Raw genomic sequence first — 18,429 nt, 5'->3', positions numbered from 1 at the left:
TAAGTATAAAATTCTATCTTTGCACCCTCTTCAAAAAGAGAATGATTCCGTAGCTCAGCTGGTAGAGCATTACACTTTTAATGTAGTGGTCCTGGGTTCGAATCCCAGCGGGATCACCAGAACCCTGTAAGACTAAGGATTGCAGGGTTTTATTTTTACACTGATAAAATGACTTCGTAGCTCAGTTGGTAGAGCAACTGACTCTTAATCAGTGGGTCCAGGGTTCGAATCCCTGCGAGGTCACCATTTATGAGTCTGTTCCAATTCGGAACGGACTTTTTTTTTGCATCATTTTTTGGTTATGCCTCAGTTGAAATTGTAAAATGCCGGAGTTTTACTGAAGGCAATCGGGACTTGGATAAGTCTAATTGTTGTATTATTCAAAGATAAAATTGCCCTAATTAAACAGACTTACCTGATCTTTAAGGAACTTCAGACTTCCAATTGCGAGATCATCAGAGTGGTGCGGCGATTGCTGCCATAAAGAAACCGCCTGCTGCATTCCAGGAATTGAAGAAGAAAAGTTTTCTAAAACAAGGTTTCCGTTAAAATTGATCGCATTCAGCGCATTAAATAACTCCATCCAATTTACAGTGCCTTCACCAGGCATACCGCGATTGCTCTCCGTGATATGTACGTGCTTCAGCAATGCACCAGCTAGTATCACTGGAGCATGAAAATTGCGTTCTTCGATATTCATATGAAAGGTATCCAAATGAACCGCCAGATTGGCCATATCTATTTTATGGATTAACTCTAATACATTTGCAGCCGTATTACATACGTAACTTTCGTATCTGTTGATAGGTTCTATACCAATGGTTATGCCCAGTCGACTTGCATAAACCGCCGCTTCTCCCAGTACGTTAACAATCGTTTCCTTTTCCTGATCAGTTACAGGCTGGCCAGTAAAAACGCCAATTGCTGAGTGCAAAACTCCACTTAGGGAATCGGTGTCTAATGCGGCTGTACAATCCAGTGCTTTATTTATTAATATTAAAGCCTCTTTTGGATGAAAAGGAATGTGTGCTGCTTTAGGTAAGTTTAAAGAACATACTACGTCGAGACCATTCTTCCTAAGCTGGCCTTTAACTGTCGCAGCATCAAAATCCATAGTGTTAGGGAGCAATATTTCCAGTAGGTCAAATCCTGCGGCTGCTGATTTTTCAATCGCATAGCGTCCACCTTCGGGGGTCCACAAGGGTGTAATCCAGGAAAGGAGGGAAGTGCCAAATCTAACTTTCATAAATTACACGTTTGCCGATTGGAAATTCTTGAAATCTTGTACAGTGTAATCAGGACAAGCGCCTTCTTGTGACGTAATAAATGCGCCTAATGCGATTGCCTGTTGCATTGCGTCAGGTGCACTGTGTCCGGCAATTCTTTTCGAAAGAAATCCTGCCAGGAAAGAATCACCGCTTCCCACCGTATCTTTCACAGTAACCTGAATTGCCGGGAAGTCATATCTTTTGTACTGATCATAGTACAATGCTCCCTTACTGCCTTTAGAAATAACAATTTCTTCGGTTTTGAAGGTATCTTGTATGAAATGCACACCATCATCCTCGCTTGTATATTCTTTATCAAGGGCCTCCAGGATGATTTTCATTTCGGCCTTGTTCATTTTCACAATATTTGCCTTTGCAAACAATTCCTTCGCAAGCGCTACAGAGAAGTAGGGCATTCGGATATTGATATCGAATACTTTGATTTTCGCCAGTTCTATCAACTCAAACAACGTGTTTTTCGATACCTCATTCCTGCAGGCCAGGCTGCCAAATACTAAGGCATCGGCTGTAGCGACGTTCTGCCTGTAGTCGTTATTCATCTCAATGAAATCCCAGGCGACTGGCTTCACGATATCGTAATGGGCCTCATTGTGCTCGTCGATAGTAGCGATAACAGTCCCTGTTGGATAAGTAAGGTCAGTCTGAATGTCACGGGTGGAAATACCCCAATTAACCAGCTTAGCCAATAACTCTTCCCCCAAACTATCACTACCAATTCGGCTTATCATTTTCGAATTGACACCCATTCGCATCAGGTGGTAAGAAACATTAAAAGGAGCGCCACCTGCTCGAGCACCTTGTGGGAAAATATCCCAAAGTACTTCCCCAAAACAGTATATAGTTGGTTGTATAATGCCCATAATTTTGTCTTAAATGTTATTTTATTCTTATTAAGCGAATTGGTTCCGGAATGTCAACAATAAGCGGAACCTGTTCTATCGTTACGAAACTCGAATCTAAACCGAAACCTCTGCGTTCTGATATGCTTAACATTTTAAGAATTCTATGGCAAGACATGGTTAATCGCTCGATAAACCTCAAGCTATTTGAATTGGATATAATCTTCTCAATGACCACAAAGCGGAAATCGCCAGGTATTTTCTGTGCTTCAAGAGATTTGTATTTACTGGTGATGTCAAATTCGCCACTTGCCACCAATTCTTCGACAACTTTTCTAAATAATACGTTGATGCGTTGTTCAACACGGAATCCAAGGCGGAAATCGATCCTGATCAGCTTGTCCTGGATCATTTGGTCAACTTCATATTCCATCGTATAGGGTTCGTCTGTAACATCTACGTGTAAAACCCAATAGACGTCTGCGCGTTTAGGATGTTTCTGTATGATGGAGTAGATAACAGAGGATTCTATTTCTGTATTAAAATTAGCACTGGTTAGATAAACTAAATTGGATGCGTACTTAGGTATAGACTCATCCGCACTTATATTTTTAAGTATAGGGAAAAACTCTTCAATATCTACAAATTTCATATAACGGTTCCTGATTCTGCGTCCATTATACCATGTCCACATCACAGCAAACAAGGACACACCCAAAATAAGTGTAAACCAGCCACCATGAAGTATTTTGGCGGCGTTACCGGCCAGGAACGTCAGTTCGATTACACCATATATTACTAAAAATATACCTACAAGGTAGATTGGCACTTTTTTGCGCATTAGAAATACTGAAACCAATATAGTGGTCATCAACATGGCAACAGTAATAGATAGGCCATAAGCTGCCTCCATATTAACCGATTTCTGGAAGATTAATACGACCAGGATACAACCTGCGAGCAGGATCCAGTTCATTGAGGGTACGTACAGTTGTCCTTTTTGCTCACTTGGATAGTTGATTTTTACTTTTGGCCAAAGGTTAAGCCGTACTGCTTCAGCAATAAGTGTGAATGAACCTGAAATTAAGGCCTGACTAGCAATTGTGGCCGCTACCGTAGCAATCAGGATTCCGTAAATAAGGAACCAATCTGGCATCAGGTGGTAAAATGGATTAACGTCGCCCAATTTTGTTCCTTGTAATTTCCATAACCAAACTCCCTGACCCATGTAATTCAGGATCAGACATATTTTTACATATACCCAACTGGTGCGGATATTTGCGCGGCCGCAATGCCCCAGGTCTGAATACAAGGCTTCAGCTCCTGTAGTACAAAGGAATACCGCGCCTATAATCAGAAATGCTTCAGGATTGGTGCTTAGAATATGATAGGCGTAATAGGGGTTAATTGATTTTAATATTTCTGGTAATTCCATCACGTAGGACAGCCCCAGTAACGCAATCATTGTAAACCAAATCCACATGATCGGCCCAAATGCTTTACCTACCAAAGAGGTTCCAAATTGTTGCAGTACAAATAGAAATATTAGGATAGCCAGTACAATGGGTACAGTAGGCAGGTCTGAATAAATGAGGCCCAAACCTTCTATAGCTGCTGAAACTGTTACTGCCGGGGTCATGATTCCATCGGCAAGGAGGGCTGCCCCTCCAACCATCGCCGGAATGATCAGCCACTTGGCCTTTCTCTTTACAAGAGAGTATAATGAGAATATCCCACCTTCACCTTTATTGTCTGCTTGTAGCGTGATAACCACATACTTAAGAGTGGTTTGCAACGTTAGGGTCCAGAAAATGCAGGAAAGGCCGCCCAATATAAGGTCTTGGGTGATTAATCTATCGCCTATTATGGCTTTGAAAACATAAAGAGGAGAGGTACCTATATCGCCGTAAATAATCCCTAAACTGATTAATAACCCCGCTGCACTTAATTTTTGAACGTGTTTATGATGACCCATTTTGCTTGAAAAAATAATTGGCCAAATGTATGAAAAAATAAAAGGCCGGTATACTATATACCAGCCTTTTACAAATATGTTTTAAATCTTTATTTTACCACAGGAAAAGCAGAGATTCTTAATCTTGCCCCGCCCATTGGAACGAGCGTTAAGGCAGTTTCTTTTTCCTCATTATTGATAGGACTTACCGGCAGTACATCAACAAGACCATACTTGTCGATTTTCCATTCTGGAATCAGCTTGCCCTTTGCTTCCAGCTCGATAGGCGCATTTCCGTTTGTAAAAGGATTATTGTCCTTAGGCCATGGCTTTTTAACAATCCTAAAAGAGGTAGCCAGATTCTTCTTATTAACCAATAATCCGTAGTTCCAGGCAGATTTGGGATGAATCTCAAACGAAGGCCACTTCTTAGGATCTGCACCCGGCTGCCATTGAGAATCACCAATAGCAGTTTCTTTACTGTCTTTTTGAATGTAGTCTTCATCGATTTTTAAAGAATACGTAAGTGGCCCGTAATTTACGCTTACACTGTTCTTGTTCTTCTCCCATTCTCTAAGTTTAAGTTCCATAGGTAATTGCAGGCTTACTTTATCACCATTTTTCCAGGTATTGGTCAATTTGATGTAGCCGCCAGCTTTTGCATCTACCGCAATCATCTTATTGTTCACCCTTACTACTGGATTGTTACACCATGCGGGCACCCTAAGGTATAAAGGAAAGTTTACAGCTTTCGGTGTGCTAACTTCTATATTAACTTGATCTTCAAATGGGTATTTAGTAGTTTCATTAAGTGTTACCTCAATACCATTGCCTACCTTAGCTTTTACAGAAGCTTCTGCATAAAGCTGTGCCGCTATACCATTGTCTGGTGTAGCCATCCATAAGTTTTCTGCGTAATATACCCAGCCAGCGGCATGGTTGTGTTGGCAGCAGCGACTACTAAATGGGTTCATCATCAAAAACGGTCCTGAATTATCTATGCCAGGGTTGTGGTTTTTAGCATCGCTGATCACCATATTTGGTGCCGTAAGATACCTTAGTGCTTTATAATCTGGAGTGAAGGCTGCAGAGAAAGTATTAAATGCCACATCTTCGCAGTTTTCTGCCCAATACGTATCGCCGGTAATTCCCAGCATCATCTGATCGGAGGTCATCTGTTCTACCAGTCCGCAGGTCTCTACAGCTTGTCTAGGGTCATCATATCCTTTTCTGGAGTTTTCATCTCCGCCAAACATACCGCCCGGAACTTGCCCGTAAATGCTTCTAATCAACTTCTGGTTGTTGTAGCTAGCTTTTAAGTCTGCATCATTATGACTTTGCAAATAATAAGTTGCTGGCTCCCTAAAGCATTGTGCGATGTTAACATTATGCCAGTTGGGCAGATTGGTTGCTTGTCTCCAGTTAGCGGTATTTTTATCTATTTTGGTTGCAAGGTCTAAAAGGAATTGGTCACCAGTGCGGTTGTACAACCAGTAGATGCTCGTGATATTGTCGCCACCGCGACTGTTTTCCCAATAATCCTCTAAAAGTTGATCATCCGGAATAGTCAGTTGCCATTTGAAGTATTTGGTCATCAATGGTAAAACCCTCGCGTCTTTGCTGTATTCATAATATGATTGAAGACACCAAAGCATCGGCATGTTCGTCCATAAGTCTCTTTTACCTTTTCCCTTCTCTACAAATGGGCCGAAATCGCCATTATCTCGTTGATTTTTTAATACTGCATCAATCCAGAATTTCGTTTCTGAAAGCATTTTCGGATCCTTTAGCATGTAGCCGATATTTGCATAGCCCTTTAACCAGTAGGGAAGTTCTTCCCAGCCATGTTTTCCTATGCCTTCTTTATTAAGCCAGGCATTGTCTGTTTTCGACAGCCAAATGCTAATTTCACCTAAGTTACCCGTCAAACCATCCTTCTGCAAAACCAAAACATTCCGCAGCCAGCCTCCAGGTTGTATACTGCCGATGGGTAACTTAATGAAATGGTTTTTAAGGAGGGGTGTCTTGTTGCTAACATAATAACTATTTGTCGGGCTATTTGAGGTATTCTCAACAGCTTCAGCCTTTACTAATTGCGCCTGTGTGCTCAAGCTCTGCAATCCGGTTAATAGGATTGCAGAGGCCAGCACTAAATTTTTCCTGCCGTACATAGTAATTGCAACTTTATTGAAGTGTTACTAAGGACTTGTTGTACAATTTATCAGAGACGCTCTTTAGTTTTTCTACGGGTACTTTAATCACTTTTCGATCGTAAGTCATAAAGCCATTGGTCTCATTTTCTACATCAGTTGTTTGGGTATAAACCGCTGCAGATAAGCCCTTTTTAATTAACCCTTCCATAGTAGTCATAAAGGATGCATATTTATCGAACAACTCATCTGCATTTTTGAAGGTTTGGTAACCCCAGTTCTTATCCTTTAACCAGGTATGTTCCGGTACAGGTAATCCCAAGCCTCCAAATTCGCCCAAAACAACTACGTGTGTTGGACCAAAAAGATCTGGTCTTGGCATTGCAGGGTTAGGGTAATGGTGTAAATCTACTATGTCTCCTGTAATTACGTGGTTACCACCGCTTGCGCTGTTCACCAGTCTGGAAGGGTCTTTTTCTTTTGTCCACTCTGCAATTTCTTTAGTTTTGAACTGTCCCCATGCTTCATTGAATGGTGTCCATACCACAATAGAAGGGAAGTTATGCAAATGGTCCATAATCCTGTTCCATTCTTTTTTATAGATGGCTTCAGATTCAGCTGTGCGGTTTTTGTCTGTGCCGCCCATCTGTCCTAGATTTGGTTCCCATTGGTTTCCAAGATCGCCACTTGGCATATCTTGCCACACCAATATTCCAAGTTTATCGCAGTTGTAGTACCAAAGTGCAGGTTCGACTTTTATGTGCTTACGAATCATGTTAAAACCCATTTCTTTAGTCTTAATGATATCGAACACCAATGCCTCAGTGGTTGGCGCTGTATACAATCCATCTGGCCACCATCCCTGGTCTAGCGGACCATATTGGAATACAAATTCATTATTTAACAACATCCTTTGCACACCGTTGTTGTCAGGCCCCATAGAAGACTTACGCATCGCGAAATAGCTGCTAGCTTCATCTACAGGTTTACCATTTCTAATCACTGCAATTTTTAAGTCATACAGGAATGGCGTATTCGGCGACCATAATTTCGGGTTTGGTACGTTTAAGCGTGCAGTTTCAGTAGCCGCGACTTGTGCTTCTCCAACTTTGTTAGCGCCGTCGTATGCTGTTATCCTTAACATGTCACCTGTTTGTGCACCAGTTATATCCGCTGATAACGAGATGGTTTTGCTATCTATGTCAGGCGTTTGTTTAGTAGAAGCTATGAACGTTTTTGAAACTCCTTCCAACCAAACTGTTTGCCAAATGCCACTTACAGGTGTGTACCAGATGCCTTCCGGATTTTTTACCTGCTTACCTCTTGGTTGAGGTCCTTCATCTGTCGGATCCCAAACGCTAATAACCAATTCTTGTTTACCACCTTTTTTAATGAAGGGGGTAATGTCGAAGCTAAAAGGGTCAAATCCCCCTTCGTGACTTCCAACCTTTTTGCCATTTAACCACAATTCAGTTCTCCAGTCTACCGCTCCAAAATGCAGTAAAACCGTATTTTTCATACTTGAAGGGATAGTGAAACTAGTTTTATACCAAAGTAGGTTGTTTTTGTCGATTGTTTTACCCACTCCTGATAGTGAAGACTCCACAGCAAAAGGAACCAAAATTTTCCCCTGGTAAGCTTTTGGTGCGGCTTCCTCCTTAGTCGTAATCGCATAATCCCATAACCCGTTCAGGTTTTTCCAGTTGTTTTTACGAACGAGTTGAGGCCTTGGATACTCTGAGAGCGGACTTGTAGGGTTTAACTTTTCCGCCCATGGTGTGGAGATTTTTCCTCCAACAGGTTTCCATGTTTGCGCTTGCGCATTTGCCGGCAACGTCTGAACTAACGTTTGAGCCAGGCATAATCCAATAATGTAGGATGCTAACTTCATAATATTGTATTTGGTTATTAATGTGTGTTGGTTGCAATTTTAGCTGCAACTGATGACTCAAAAGAAGGCATAAACTTTTAACAAATCGGCTCAAACATTTATCAATTTGTCTCAAATTGCCTTTAAATTCTTTAATTTGGAGGCCGCAAACCAAATTTGATATAAATCCTCTTCCAAGCAACTTGAAAAAATACTTTATAATTTTGTTGCTCCTGTTCAATGTCGCTAACAAACTTGTAGCGCAAACCTACGATTTCAGGCATTATCAGGTTGAGCAAGGCTTATCCTATAATTCTGTCTTTGACATCACACAGGATTCAAAGGGATTTATGTGGTTTGCCTCAAAAGACGGACTGAATAGATTTGATGGATATAATTTCAAAATCTTTAGAAATGACCCAGCCGATTCCAACAGTATAGGAAGTAATGTTACACTTTCCATTTTAGAAGATAAGGAACAGCAACTGTGGATAGGTACATCCAAAGGTTTATTTCACTACAACGATACACTGGAGCGTTTCTGTATTGTGCCGGCCACCAAGGGCAAATACATTTCATCACTCAGGTCTGATCGTGATGATCATATTTGTTTCATCGCAGAATCCAAATTATTTAAATACAGTAAAAAGTCAGGTAAAGTCAGTTTATATACTGATAAACAAAATTTTAATGTTTCATCTGTGTTGTTTTTAGAAGATGGAACTTTGTGGTTAAGTACCAATGACGGCCTGCTTAAAATGTATAATTCGCAAAAGGATGCTTTCGTTAGTTATAATGTGTTCGAGCATTCTTCAGCCGTAACCTCCCGCTGGATTGATAAAATCTATGCCACAAATGCACATTCTATTTTGATAGGGACTTCGCATCAGGGCGTTAAAATATTTGACCTTTCCACATTTACTTATAAGGATGTCCTTACCTATAATACAGACCGCACTGCTGTTTTTGCTAAGAATTTCATCCATTACGGCGGTGATCTATATTGGATAGCTACAGAATCTGGAATATTCGTGTATAACATTAAAACAGGTGGCTACCAGCAACTGAGGAAAAATCCCGGTAATCCTTACGCCTTATCAGACAATGCTGTATACACGCTGGCGAAAGACAAAGAGGGAGGAATCTGGGCAGGGACCTACTTTGGCGGTGTCAATTATTACCCTAAACCCTTCAGTGCATTTGAAAAGTATTTTCCAAAGAGCGACGTCTATCCGATTAGTGGAAATGCGGTTCGTGAAATCACATCAGATCAGTATGGTAACTTGTGGGTAGGCACAGAGGATGTAGGATTAAATAAGATCAATAAAACAGTGACAAAGTTCTTACCTGATGGAACAAGAACCAGCATCGCACACACAAACACACATGGATTGCTTGCCACGGGAAATGAATTATGGATTGGCACATACGAACAGGGCCTAGATGTAATGGATGTCAATACTGGAAAAGTACTGCGACATTACGATAAAGGAGAGGAAGACCATGACCTTAAGAGCAATTTTATTGAATCTATCTACCAAACAAGAAACAAGGAAATCTATCTCGGTAGTTCTTATGGTGTCTATAAGTACAATAAGTCTAGTAAATATTTCAGTGTATTTGATGGATTTCCGTCGAACTACCATTACATGACAATAGTAGAAGATAAACAAGGTACACTGTGGGCAGGAACAATAAGTAATGGTCTCTTCTTTGTAAATCCAAGTACTGGTAAAAAAGGTCGATTTCAATATGCCAAAGAAAGGGAAAATAGCCTTAGTGATAATTTTGTAAACTCTTTATTTATTGATAAGAACAATACTTTATGGGTAACTACAGAAAATGGCCTCAACAGGTTTGACCCTAAAGCTAATGCCTTTCAGCGCTTTGGAGCTAAAGATGGCTTTCCCAGTAATGTATTTTACCGCGTAGAACAAGATAATGCGGATAATTTATGGCTGAGCACTTCAAAAGGCCTGGCCATGTTTAATCCAAAAAGCAAAATGATTAAGGTTTATACCAAGGCTAGTGGATTACTTAGTGATCAGTTTAACTACAACTCCTCATTCAAAGACAAGATTGGTAAGCTTTACTTTGGAAGCGTAAACGGAATGATTGCTTTTAATCCATCACAGTTTACTACAAACCGGGTGGTACCTAAAGTATTCATTACTGGTTTCCAAGTTTTCAATCAGGAAGTCATGATAGGTAGTAATCTGCTTAAACGATCTATTACATATACCGATAAGATTCAGCTGGCTTACGATCAATCTACTTTCAGCATTGACTTCGCAGCGCTTGTTTACACTGGATTTGAAACAGCAGAATATGCTTATAAGCTAGAAGGATTAGACAAAGACTATACTTACCTAAAAAGAAACAGAAAAGTTTTCTATACGAAGTTATCTCCAGGTACTTATACCTTTCTGGTAAAAGGTTCTAACAGTAGTGGTATCTGGAATGATAAACCAGCAAAATTAATAATTGTCATTAGCCCTCCATTTTGGTTAAGTATTTGGGCATATTTATTCTACATAATTCTAACTCTTGCAGGATTTTATTGGGGGATTGTTTTCTTAAACCACCGTGCTAGACTGAAAAATAAGAAGAAGATGGAGGCATTGGAAAACCAAAAGGAGAGGGAGGTTTACCAGGCCAGGGTGGATTCGTTTACACACCTTATAACCATTGCACAATCCAAACCGGATCAGGCGTTGTTAAATACGCTGAATGATTATATTCATCAAAATTTGGCGAATACCAATTTGGACGTTGATCTTCTGGCTGAACGCTTAAATATGAGCAGGGCCACCTTTTATAGAAAAATTAAAGCTATTTCCAACCTTACACCTAATGAATTGATTAACATCACCCGTTTAAAAAAAGCTGCTGAGTTGCTGTTGAATTCCGATTTGAAAATTCAGCAGATAGCCAGTCAAACTGGTTTTAGTTCTCAGGCACAATTCGGAAGGTCTTTCACAAAACAGTTTGGAGTTAGCCCTTCAGAATACGCTCAAAATAATAAAGATTAATTCTTTTAAACCCGAAAACCAATATATATTTGTTTTGTTTAAGCAATATCTAATTATCATAAACTAAATAAGTATTTATGTTAAACGTTTTGCTCGCAATTGACCAGACCCTGGTTAGAGACGGAATTAAATTGTTGCTGGAATCCAGTGGTAATATTGCTGTTATTGACGAGGCTTCTGATGTTAATGAACTTAGCTTTGCGATAAGAAATCACATAAACGCAGATATAATCTTATTAGATTTAGATCTGAATCAACAGGAACTGCCCAATATCATCCAAAAGATTTTGGATTTGAACAATAAAGTAAAGGTTGTTATGCTCTCTTCAAATGCCAATTTAAAGCTGATTGCGGCACTTTTTGAAGCTGGTATATGTGGTTATTTATTGAAAAGTGTAGGTAAACAGGAATTGGTGTTCGCACTAAATCATGTACAGAAAAGCGGGAAGTATATGTGTACTGAGTTTTCCTCAAAGTTATTAGTTAAGCTAGCCTTAAGCCCGCAGTCGACAATCGATGAAACAGATTATCCTACGCTTTTTACGGACCGGGAGATGGAAGTACTCCAACTGATAGGTGAAGGACTTACCAATTCAGAAATTTCCGAGAAACTATTTTTAAGTAAAAGAACGGTAGAGGGCCACCGGCAAAATTTAATTGATAAAACTGCTTCAAGAAATACCGCTACCTTAATCCGCTACGCGCTTATTAAGGGGTTGATCAATTAATTCTGCATTGCTATCGTGATATGTTACGTAGCTTTTTGAAGCAAGTTAAAACCTTTGTCAAGTTGTAAGGTTACTTATATTACTAAGACATGATATCAATGGAAAATAATAGCGAGATTATCGGCGACTTACAAGGCCTTGTTAACATTGTAAATGATGGTAAAGAGGGGTATGAATCTGCGTCGGAGGCCACTGATAGTATAGAGCTTCAAGGTGTATTCCTGAAATATTCCGCTCAACGCGCAGCCTATGCACAGGATCTTCTAGATCACATTGCTAAACACGGAGGTGATGGAGGGGATCAAACCGGTGGAGTGATTGGCGCGCTGCATAGAGCTTGGATAGACATAAAGCAAGCATTAAGCAACAAGGAAGATGTGGCAATTCTTGGCGCAATTGAAACAGGTGAGCTCGCCGCTATCGAAAAGTTTGACCAATGCATCATTGACCATGATACTCATTCAGATCACCTCAATTTGCTGAAACGCCAGCGCTTTGGCATTGCGGAAGCACTGAGGGAGATTCAGGATTTGCATCAGCAATTCTCTGCCAGAGGGAAATAGCATTTTCAAAAAATCTCGTCTTTATCTTCAGTATTTAAACCTGTTTCGGAATTATCCTTAACTTCATCGATGGCGTCATCCGCAGGAACATCGCTAGGTGAAACTGCGTTTTTTGGCTGAATTTCAGTATCCTTCGCTGCTATAGCTTCGTCAGTTTGAAATTCATCTTTTTCTGCAGTGAGATTTTCATCTTTGCGCACAGGATTGTCTTTTGGAGGTGTTTTCATAACTTTAAAACAAAATAGCCAGCTAAAAGTTTACTATAGACCTAAACGTTACAACATGGCTAAGAAGAAAGAAGATAATGACCCTTGCTGGAAAAACTATGAGCAGGTTGGTACTAAAAAGAAAGATGGTAAAACAGTGCCAAATTGTGTTCCAAAGAAAGGAACGAAGAAGAAAGCCGATTAATTTAAGTAGGCTTCAATAGCACCCTGCATTTCTACAGGCAAGTCGTTTCCACTATGGTTTCTAAGACTATGTTGTGCGGAGTTGAATTTTTCAATGAAGGTGCCTTGCTCTGGGTTAAATTTAAGGTAGCCCGTGTCAAAAAAGCGTTCTTCTACATAGCCAGATGAATCAACAAAACCAACAGATAGTTGCGAAACGCGAAAGGAAAACTTATCTACCTGTAGCCATTTATATACGTCATTTACCTCCGCGTCTGAGGATAAATCTGTGCGTTTTATTTCAAGGATACTCAATGTACCATTTTCCAGATAGCGTAGACATTTAAATGCAGGTTTCATATTTGGTGCAAATCAAAGTCTATGCCGTATTTAAGTATAAACTAAATATCTTTAATTTTTTACAAAGCAAACATTTTGCTGATCAATCCGTTCTTTAAACCAACAAATAAATGGTTATGAAAGAATTCAAATTGCTTTTCTTAATGCTGCTTACCCTGATAATCACGTCGTGTACCAGCGAAAAAAAGGAAAATACATCCGGCTCAGATTCGTTGGTTGCTGATTCAATTCACATGGATACAACTAGCGCAAGTATTTCAAAAACTCCATCAGTCAAATCCGATTCCTTATTGATTCCAGGGAAATCTGCGGGGCTGATTAAAATTGACCAGGATGCCGCCGAATTATTCAAAATTTATGGAACTGCAGATGCAGGGGATGCGGCGATGCAAAAGGCCGTAGCCATATGGTACAAAGACCACAACCCTAAATCTTACGCCACCGCTATATACACCGTAAGGGATACCGGAGATAATCCTCCGGCCAGGATTAAACAGATTCGCGTAACATCACCTGGCTATAAAACAGTACAGGGATTAGGAATTTCATCTTCTTTGAAGGATCTTTCTGAGACATATGCTTTAGTCAAAATAAAGCCGGGTAAAGAGATAGGTAATGAGATTTATGACAGTAAAACCGGTATCACTTTCGAAATAGATAAAAATAAAATGTGTTCAGCGGTGATCATACATGAAGGCGGACAAGCCCTCAGCTCAACTTATCTACCTTTTTGGTAGGATAAGCCTTTTTTATACCTTTACTGCTATTCCGAAAGAAATAAACGCAGTAAGATGTCTGAAGAACTAAATATAGAAAGTCTTAAAGAAATTGCCAGTCAGCTAAGCAGGCCTATTGGAGAAATGGGACTTGTTACCTCCCAAAACATGGCCGATAATAATGGCAATATGATACTTCAAACCATTGCTGTTATGGATTTGAAGCAGTATGAGTCTATATTGGAAATAGGTCCGGCAGGAGGGCGCCATGTGAGTTTGTTGTTTACTGAAATCGGTAATCTGGATTATTATGGTATTGATGTTTCAGATTTAATGGTAGAAGAAGCTTCGAAGATTAATGCTTCCCTTTCTCAATCTGGTAACGTAACTTTCTCACTTACAGACGGAGAAACCATACCTTTTGCAGATGACTTTTTCAATAAAGTATTTACCGTAAACACTATATATTTTTGGAATGATCCCCAAGCTTATGCCAGGGAGATTTACCGGGTATTAAAGCCAGGCGCGCAATTATACCTGTCTTTCGCTGAACGGGAGTTCATGGAGAAACTCCCTTTTACACAGTTTGGTTTTACATTATATAATGTTAGTCAGGCAAAAGCGCTCCTTGAAATGGCAGGCTTTTCCGTTACTGAGGTACAGGCCTACGCTGAACAGGTAAAGGTGAATGCCACAACTGAAATTGAACGGGAGTTTATGGTAATTATAGCAACTAAGTAATTATATGATTTTGAACAAAATAGGCTTCATCGGATTGGGTACCATAGGAACACCCATGTGTAAGGCTTTAATGAAAGCGGGTTACCAGGTAACAGTTTACAACAGGAACCGGTCTAAGGCTGACTTATTCGCTGAGGAGGGGGCAGAGGTTGCCGAACATCCCGCGCATCTGGTTGACAAAGTCGAGGTATTAATCCTTATGGTAACAGATGATAGGGCTACGAAAGAAATATTTAACGGTGTAAATGGGATCCTCTCTGCTAAAGTAACTGGAAAGTTGATCATCAATATGAGTACCGTTTCTGCTGACGTTAGTCAGCAAATGGCTATAGCTTGCAGAGAGCAGGGCAACCAGTATATTGATGCGCCGGTTTCCGGGAGCGTTAAGCAAGCAAATGAATCATCGCTGATCATCCTGGCCGGAGGTGAGGTCCAGGCATTTGAAAAAGCAAAACCAATTTTTGAAGCGCTTGGTAAAATGGCCATTCATTTTGGCGATACCGGTGCAGGTAATAAAGCCAAGTTAATTGTAAATACTTTTTTGGCCATTCAAGCACAAGCACTTGCCGAAGCGTTGGTAACTGCAAAAAATGTTGGAATTGACCAGTCTGATCTTCTTCAGGTGTTTAATAATGGCGCACTGGGTAGTCCGTTTGTTAAAATCAAGGGCGATGCTGTTTTAAATAATACATTCGCACCCGCTTTTACATTAAGTAATACTGTAAAAGACTTAAAATTGGCTAATGACCTCAGTATTTTAACCCCGCTTGCTAAAACAGCATTACAAACTTTTAGTGTAGCTGAGGCACAATATGGTCATGAAGACATTATCGCAATAGTAAAGGCCATAGGACTTTAACACTCTATTATCGATTTATAGAAACAATAGTTAAGGCGAACAGTTATAGACGTATTATTCGCCTTAATTATTGTTATGCAAAATAAGTCTACTAAAACAATCAAAGAAGTTTGGGAAGAAGCCAAAGTTTTCCTAAACCTAAAAATTGAATACTATCAGCTAAAAGTTATAGAAAAGGGCGCCCGGTTGATTGCTGACGTCATTACCAATACCACCGTCATTTTCTTTATCATTATTGCTTTCATTTCTGCAGCAGTTACGCTGGCCTTTTATTTCTCCGCATTATGGCACAGTTATATTACCGGTTTTGGTATTGCAGCTTTGTTTTTTCTACTTATGGCTATTGTTGTCTTTATGACTAAGACCAAATACATGGAAAAATGGGTGGCTAATTTCGCCATTAGGAGATATTTGAAAAAACATTATGAAGATCTGGAAGTCTAAGGTTTTTTGTTGTAATTCTTTGTGTAAATCGGTATTATTGGATAATCAACAATAACCATTGACACTTAGACACAACTTGAAGACTTATGGAACGCAGAAATTTCCTCAAAAACAGCGCTGTGGCCACGGCCGGATTCTCCATCTTACCAGGCGGTAGCCTGTTTGCATCAGCAAAAGACAAAATTCGTTTAGGATATATCGGTGTTGGTGCCAGAGGTATGAGCCATATTTCTGAAGGTACTTTAAGGGAAGATGTTGAGGTTGTTGCCATTTGCGATATTCAGGAAAGCTCGTTAAAAATATGCAGGGAATTTATTGCTAAAAAGGGGAAGCCGGCAGCGGTAGAATATACGGGTGGTCTGGATGCCTATAAAAAGCTTCTTGATAGAAAAGATATTGATGCTGTAATTATCTCTACCCCATGGCAATTTCACAAAGATCAGGCAATCTATGCCATGAATGCAGGTAAATATGTAGGATGTGAAGTTATTGCAGGTTTAACGGTAGAGGATCATTGGGATATCGTAAATACTTCGGAAAAAACTGGGATACCTTACATGACCCTTGAAAATGTGTGCTACCGAAGGGATGTCATGGCAGTGCTCAATATGGTCAGACAAAATCTTTTTGGTGAACTGGTACATTTCGAGGGTGGATATCAGCACAACCTGCGGGGCGTGTTGTTTAATGATGGTAAATCTTTTTACGGTCAAGGTGTTGAATTTGGACCTAAAGCGCTGAGTGAAGCGCAATGGAGAACTCAGTTTAACATCGATCAGGATGGTGATCTTTATCCAACACATGGAGTAGGTCCTATCATGCAGTATGCAAATATCAATAGAGGTAACCGTTTTACCAACCTGGTCTCTTTCAGTTCTAAAGCCAGAGGGTTAGCCGCTTATGTTGAGGAATTATCTCCCGGCAACCCGACAGCTAAGATCAATTTCAGAAATGGTGATGTCACCACTACGTTGATCAACTGCGCCAACGGAGAGACTGTTATGTTAAGTCACGATACCCACTTACCCAGACCATATTCATTAGGCTTTCGCGTGCAAGGAACCAATGGAATATGGATGGATGTGAATAAATCTATTTATATAGAGAAACAAGCTAAAACGGACGACGTATGGGACTCGGCACAGTCGTGGCTGGACAAGTATGACCATCCGCTTTGGAAAAAACATGCAGCTGAGGCGGTGAGCGCCGGACACGGGGGCATGGATTGGTTTGTATTTAATGGCTTTGTACAGGCTGTCAAGGAGAAAAAGCAAACTCCAATAGATGTGTATGATTCTGTGACCATGAGTGTAATCACCCCACTTTCCACCAAGTCGTTAAAAGAAGGCAATATGCCTCAGAAGTTTCCTGATTTTACTAAAGGAAAATGGAAAGACAGGAAGAACACTTTTGCATTGGACGACAGCGGATTTTAGTCGTTATTTCTTAGGAAATCTTTCTCAAATGCGATGTATTGATTTAGCAATGTCAGCTGGTTGCGACTGCGTTTAAGATTATGTCCCTCATATTTTGTAGGATAATAGGTATCGCCGTTTAGGAAATCTGTTAAAAATCTCAGAGCCTGCATAAAGATCATGAACTTGCCGCTATAGGCAAACAGTGATTTTTCTGCAGCCCCAAGTGTAGTTCCCATTTCCTCCATGTAGCCGCGATATATCTCCTTGAATACTGCTTCCCGAATTACAATTTTTGACAAGTCTTGTTCCTCTTCAGTTGCTGCACAAAGGTATGTGCGCATCATGTCACCCACATCACTAATAAAGTAACCTGGCATTACAGTATCTAAATCGATAACGCACAGACCTTTATGGTTATCATTAAATAATATATTGCTTATTTTGGTGTCGTGATGTATCACCCTTAAAGGAATGGTTTTGTCTTTTACGAGTTTCTCAAATTGCTCAGCGATATCCATATATTGCTCGGCCCATACAATTTCTGATGCAGCAGTCGCTTTCAGCTCGTCATCTGCATTTGCCAAAGCCTCTTTAAATTGCGCAACGCGAAGGGTTAGATTGTGGAAGTCTGGTAGGGTGTGAGTTAAACTTGCAGCATCAAAGTCATTTAGCAATCTACTAAACTTACCAAATTGTTTAGCTGCTTCATATGCCTCCAATGGCGATTGAACAGCATCTACTGTATGAGAGCCCATTATAAATGGCTGCAGGCGGTAGTATTCGTCATCAGCCTGAACCATTGTTTTACCTGTATCGGTTTCCAATGGCCCGGCAAACAGATAGGAGGGATGCTCAAGTTGAAAAAATGCTTTTAGTTTGCTAAGGTTATAATCAATGTTTTCTGGCGTTTTAAAGACCGTAGTATTGATACGCTGTAAGATATAAACCTTATTTTCGACGGTAACTTTCCAGGTGTGATTAATCAGTCCGCTGCCAAATGCCTGGATTTGACAATTGGCACCGTTAATGTTGTAATGTTCTAAGATATTCTGTAGCATCAAGCTAAATATCAGTATA

At 40.1% G+C, this 18,429-nt stretch carries 17 protein-coding genes and 2 tRNA genes; 11 read left to right on the top strand and 8 right to left on the bottom strand.

What is annotated here, in order from left to right; translation table 11 throughout:
- Positions 1–43: 43 nt before the first annotated feature.
- Together ACXZ1K_RS14080 and ACXZ1K_RS14075 are read left to right on the top strand one after the other, a co-directional pair.
- A tRNA-Lys gene (locus ACXZ1K_RS14080) sits at positions 44–119 on the top strand.
- Between the two features lie 51 nt (positions 120–170).
- Positions 171–246: transfer RNA gene (locus ACXZ1K_RS14075), tRNA-Lys, on the top strand.
- A 151-nt stretch (positions 247–397) separates the two neighbouring features.
- On the opposite strand, the gene ACXZ1K_RS14070 is transcribed toward ACXZ1K_RS14075, so the two are convergent.
- The 5 genes from ACXZ1K_RS14070 to ACXZ1K_RS14050 form a co-directional block, all read right to left on the bottom strand.
- Entirely contained in the window at positions 398–1,246 is an 849-nt protein-coding gene (locus ACXZ1K_RS14070) for a sugar phosphate isomerase/epimerase family protein (RefSeq protein ID WP_458970305.1), read from the bottom strand.
- Between the two features lie 3 nt (positions 1,247–1,249).
- The gene (locus tag ACXZ1K_RS14065) at positions 1,250–2,149 is read right to left on the bottom strand and encodes a carbohydrate kinase family protein (protein ID WP_458970304.1); all 900 of its coding nucleotides are present in this window, start codon (positions 2,147–2,149) and stop codon (positions 1,250–1,252) included.
- Between the two features lie 16 nt (positions 2,150–2,165).
- Positions 2,166–4,103: a KUP/HAK/KT family potassium transporter gene (locus ACXZ1K_RS14060; RefSeq protein ID WP_458970303.1), complete on the bottom strand. Its 1,938-nt coding sequence runs from the start codon at positions 4,101–4,103 to the stop codon at positions 2,166–2,168.
- An 89-nt stretch (positions 4,104–4,192) separates the two neighbouring features.
- On the bottom strand, positions 4,193–6,253 hold the full coding sequence (locus tag ACXZ1K_RS14055) for a beta-L-arabinofuranosidase domain-containing protein (RefSeq protein ID WP_458970302.1): 2,061 nt from the start codon (positions 6,251–6,253) through the stop codon (positions 4,193–4,195).
- A 13-nt stretch (positions 6,254–6,266) separates the two neighbouring features.
- A complete protein-coding gene (locus ACXZ1K_RS14050; RefSeq protein ID WP_458970301.1) occupies positions 6,267–8,123 on the bottom strand; it encodes a glycoside hydrolase family 2 protein in 1,857 nt (618 codons plus the stop codon).
- A 182-nt stretch (positions 8,124–8,305) separates the two neighbouring features.
- Between ACXZ1K_RS14050 and ACXZ1K_RS14045 the strand changes: the two genes are divergently transcribed.
- The 3 genes from ACXZ1K_RS14045 (at position 8,306) to ACXZ1K_RS14035 (ending at position 12,425) form a co-directional block, all read left to right on the top strand.
- The gene (locus tag ACXZ1K_RS14045) at positions 8,306–11,134 is read left to right on the top strand and encodes a ligand-binding sensor domain-containing protein (protein ID WP_458970300.1); all 2,829 of its coding nucleotides are present in this window, start codon (positions 8,306–8,308) and stop codon (positions 11,132–11,134) included.
- Positions 11,135–11,211: 77 nt separating this feature from the next.
- Positions 11,212–11,862: a LuxR C-terminal-related transcriptional regulator gene (locus tag ACXZ1K_RS14040; protein WP_458970299.1), complete on the top strand. Its 651-nt coding sequence runs from the start codon at positions 11,212–11,214 to the stop codon at positions 11,860–11,862.
- 98 nt (positions 11,863–11,960) lie between these two features.
- The gene (locus tag ACXZ1K_RS14035; RefSeq protein ID WP_458970298.1) at positions 11,961–12,425 is read left to right on the top strand and encodes a PA2169 family four-helix-bundle protein; all 465 of its coding nucleotides are present in this window, start codon (positions 11,961–11,963) and stop codon (positions 12,423–12,425) included.
- A gap of 5 nt (positions 12,426–12,430) precedes the next feature.
- Here ACXZ1K_RS14035 and ACXZ1K_RS14030 read toward each other — a convergent pair whose 3' ends face one another.
- Positions 12,431–12,652, bottom strand: coding sequence for a hypothetical protein (locus tag ACXZ1K_RS14030; protein WP_458970297.1), 222 nt, complete (start codon positions 12,650–12,652; stop codon positions 12,431–12,433).
- 55 nt (positions 12,653–12,707) lie between these two features.
- On the opposite strand from ACXZ1K_RS14030, the gene ACXZ1K_RS14025 reads away from it, so the two are divergent.
- Positions 12,708–12,836 (top strand): hypothetical protein, encoded by a 129-nt coding sequence (locus tag ACXZ1K_RS14025; RefSeq protein WP_458970296.1) that lies wholly within the window; start codon positions 12,708–12,710, stop codon positions 12,834–12,836.
- Here the strand turns inward: ACXZ1K_RS14025 and ACXZ1K_RS14020 are convergent.
- Positions 12,833–13,174, bottom strand: a complete 342-nt coding sequence (locus ACXZ1K_RS14020; protein ID WP_458970295.1) for a hypothetical protein — start codon at positions 13,172–13,174, stop codon at positions 12,833–12,835. The genes ACXZ1K_RS14025 and ACXZ1K_RS14020 overlap by 4 nt on opposite strands.
- Before the next feature lie 116 nt (positions 13,175–13,290).
- On the opposite strand from ACXZ1K_RS14020, the gene ACXZ1K_RS14015 reads away from it, so the two are divergent.
- The 5 genes from ACXZ1K_RS14015 to ACXZ1K_RS13995 all read left to right on the top strand — a co-directional run bounded on the left by ACXZ1K_RS14015 (position 13,291) and on the right by ACXZ1K_RS13995 (position 17,370).
- Positions 13,291–13,911 carry a hypothetical protein gene (locus tag ACXZ1K_RS14015; RefSeq protein ID WP_458970294.1) on the top strand — a complete coding sequence of 207 codons (621 nt, stop codon included), beginning with the start codon at positions 13,291–13,293 and terminating at the stop codon, positions 13,909–13,911.
- 54 nt (positions 13,912–13,965) lie between these two features.
- Complete coding sequence (locus ACXZ1K_RS14010; protein ID WP_458970293.1) at positions 13,966–14,631, top strand: class I SAM-dependent methyltransferase; 666 nt, start codon at positions 13,966–13,968, stop codon at positions 14,629–14,631.
- 4 nt (positions 14,632–14,635) lie between these two features.
- Positions 14,636–15,490: an NAD(P)-dependent oxidoreductase gene (locus tag ACXZ1K_RS14005; protein WP_458970292.1), complete on the top strand. Its 855-nt coding sequence runs from the start codon at positions 14,636–14,638 to the stop codon at positions 15,488–15,490.
- A gap of 75 nt (positions 15,491–15,565) precedes the next feature.
- A complete protein-coding gene (locus ACXZ1K_RS14000; protein WP_458970291.1) occupies positions 15,566–15,934 on the top strand; it encodes a phage holin family protein in 369 nt (122 codons plus the stop codon).
- Between the two features lie 86 nt (positions 15,935–16,020).
- Complete coding sequence (locus tag ACXZ1K_RS13995) at positions 16,021–17,370, top strand: Gfo/Idh/MocA family protein (RefSeq protein WP_458970290.1); 1,350 nt, start codon at positions 16,021–16,023, stop codon at positions 17,368–17,370.
- On the opposite strand, the gene ACXZ1K_RS13990 is transcribed toward ACXZ1K_RS13995, so the two are convergent.
- Positions 17,367–18,410: a phosphotransferase enzyme family protein gene (locus ACXZ1K_RS13990; RefSeq protein WP_458970289.1), complete on the bottom strand. Its 1,044-nt coding sequence runs from the start codon at positions 18,408–18,410 to the stop codon at positions 17,367–17,369. The two genes, ACXZ1K_RS13995 and ACXZ1K_RS13990, sit on opposite strands and share 4 nt — an antisense overlap.
- Positions 18,411–18,429: the final 19 nt, after the last annotated feature.

The sequence above is a fragment of the Pedobacter jaeyakensis genome (assembly GCF_054461315.1).
The sequence above is the reverse complement of the archived record's forward strand: the minus strand, read 5'-3'. Positions and strand labels throughout refer to the sequence as shown.

Coding starts and splice junctions, on each gene's coding strand:
- ACXZ1K_RS14015 (WP_458970294.1), top strand. CDS start 13,291: ATGAAAGAATTCAAATTGCTTTTCTTAATGCTGCTTACCCTGATAATC.
- ACXZ1K_RS14000 (WP_458970291.1), top strand. CDS start 15,566: ATGCAAAATAAGTCTACTAAAACAATCAAAGAAGTTTGGGAAGAAGCC.
- ACXZ1K_RS14030 (WP_458970297.1), bottom strand. CDS start 12,652: ATGAAAACACCTCCAAAAGACAATCCTGTGCGCAAAGATGAAAATCTC.
- ACXZ1K_RS14060 (WP_458970303.1), bottom strand. CDS start 4,103: ATGGGTCATCATAAACACGTTCAAAAATTAAGTGCAGCGGGGTTATTA.
- ACXZ1K_RS14005 (WP_458970292.1), top strand. CDS start 14,636: ATGATTTTGAACAAAATAGGCTTCATCGGATTGGGTACCATAGGAACA.
- ACXZ1K_RS14070 (WP_458970305.1), bottom strand. CDS start 1,246: ATGAAAGTTAGATTTGGCACTTCCCTCCTTTCCTGGATTACACCCTTG.
- ACXZ1K_RS14065 (WP_458970304.1), bottom strand. CDS start 2,149: ATGGGCATTATACAACCAACTATATACTGTTTTGGGGAAGTACTTTGG.
- ACXZ1K_RS14035 (WP_458970298.1), top strand. CDS start 11,961: ATGGAAAATAATAGCGAGATTATCGGCGACTTACAAGGCCTTGTTAAC.
- ACXZ1K_RS13990 (WP_458970289.1), bottom strand. CDS start 18,410: ATGCTACAGAATATCTTAGAACATTACAACATTAACGGTGCCAATTGT.
- ACXZ1K_RS14050 (WP_458970301.1), bottom strand. CDS start 8,123: ATGAAGTTAGCATCCTACATTATTGGATTATGCCTGGCTCAAACGTTA.
- ACXZ1K_RS14025 (WP_458970296.1), top strand. CDS start 12,708: ATGGCTAAGAAGAAAGAAGATAATGACCCTTGCTGGAAAAACTATGAG.
- ACXZ1K_RS13995 (WP_458970290.1), top strand. CDS start 16,021: ATGGAACGCAGAAATTTCCTCAAAAACAGCGCTGTGGCCACGGCCGGA.
- ACXZ1K_RS14055 (WP_458970302.1), bottom strand. CDS start 6,253: ATGTACGGCAGGAAAAATTTAGTGCTGGCCTCTGCAATCCTATTAACC.
- ACXZ1K_RS14020 (WP_458970295.1), bottom strand. CDS start 13,174: ATGAAACCTGCATTTAAATGTCTACGCTATCTGGAAAATGGTACATTG.
- ACXZ1K_RS14040 (WP_458970299.1), top strand. CDS start 11,212: ATGTTAAACGTTTTGCTCGCAATTGACCAGACCCTGGTTAGAGACGGA.
- ACXZ1K_RS14010 (WP_458970293.1), top strand. CDS start 13,966: ATGTCTGAAGAACTAAATATAGAAAGTCTTAAAGAAATTGCCAGTCAG.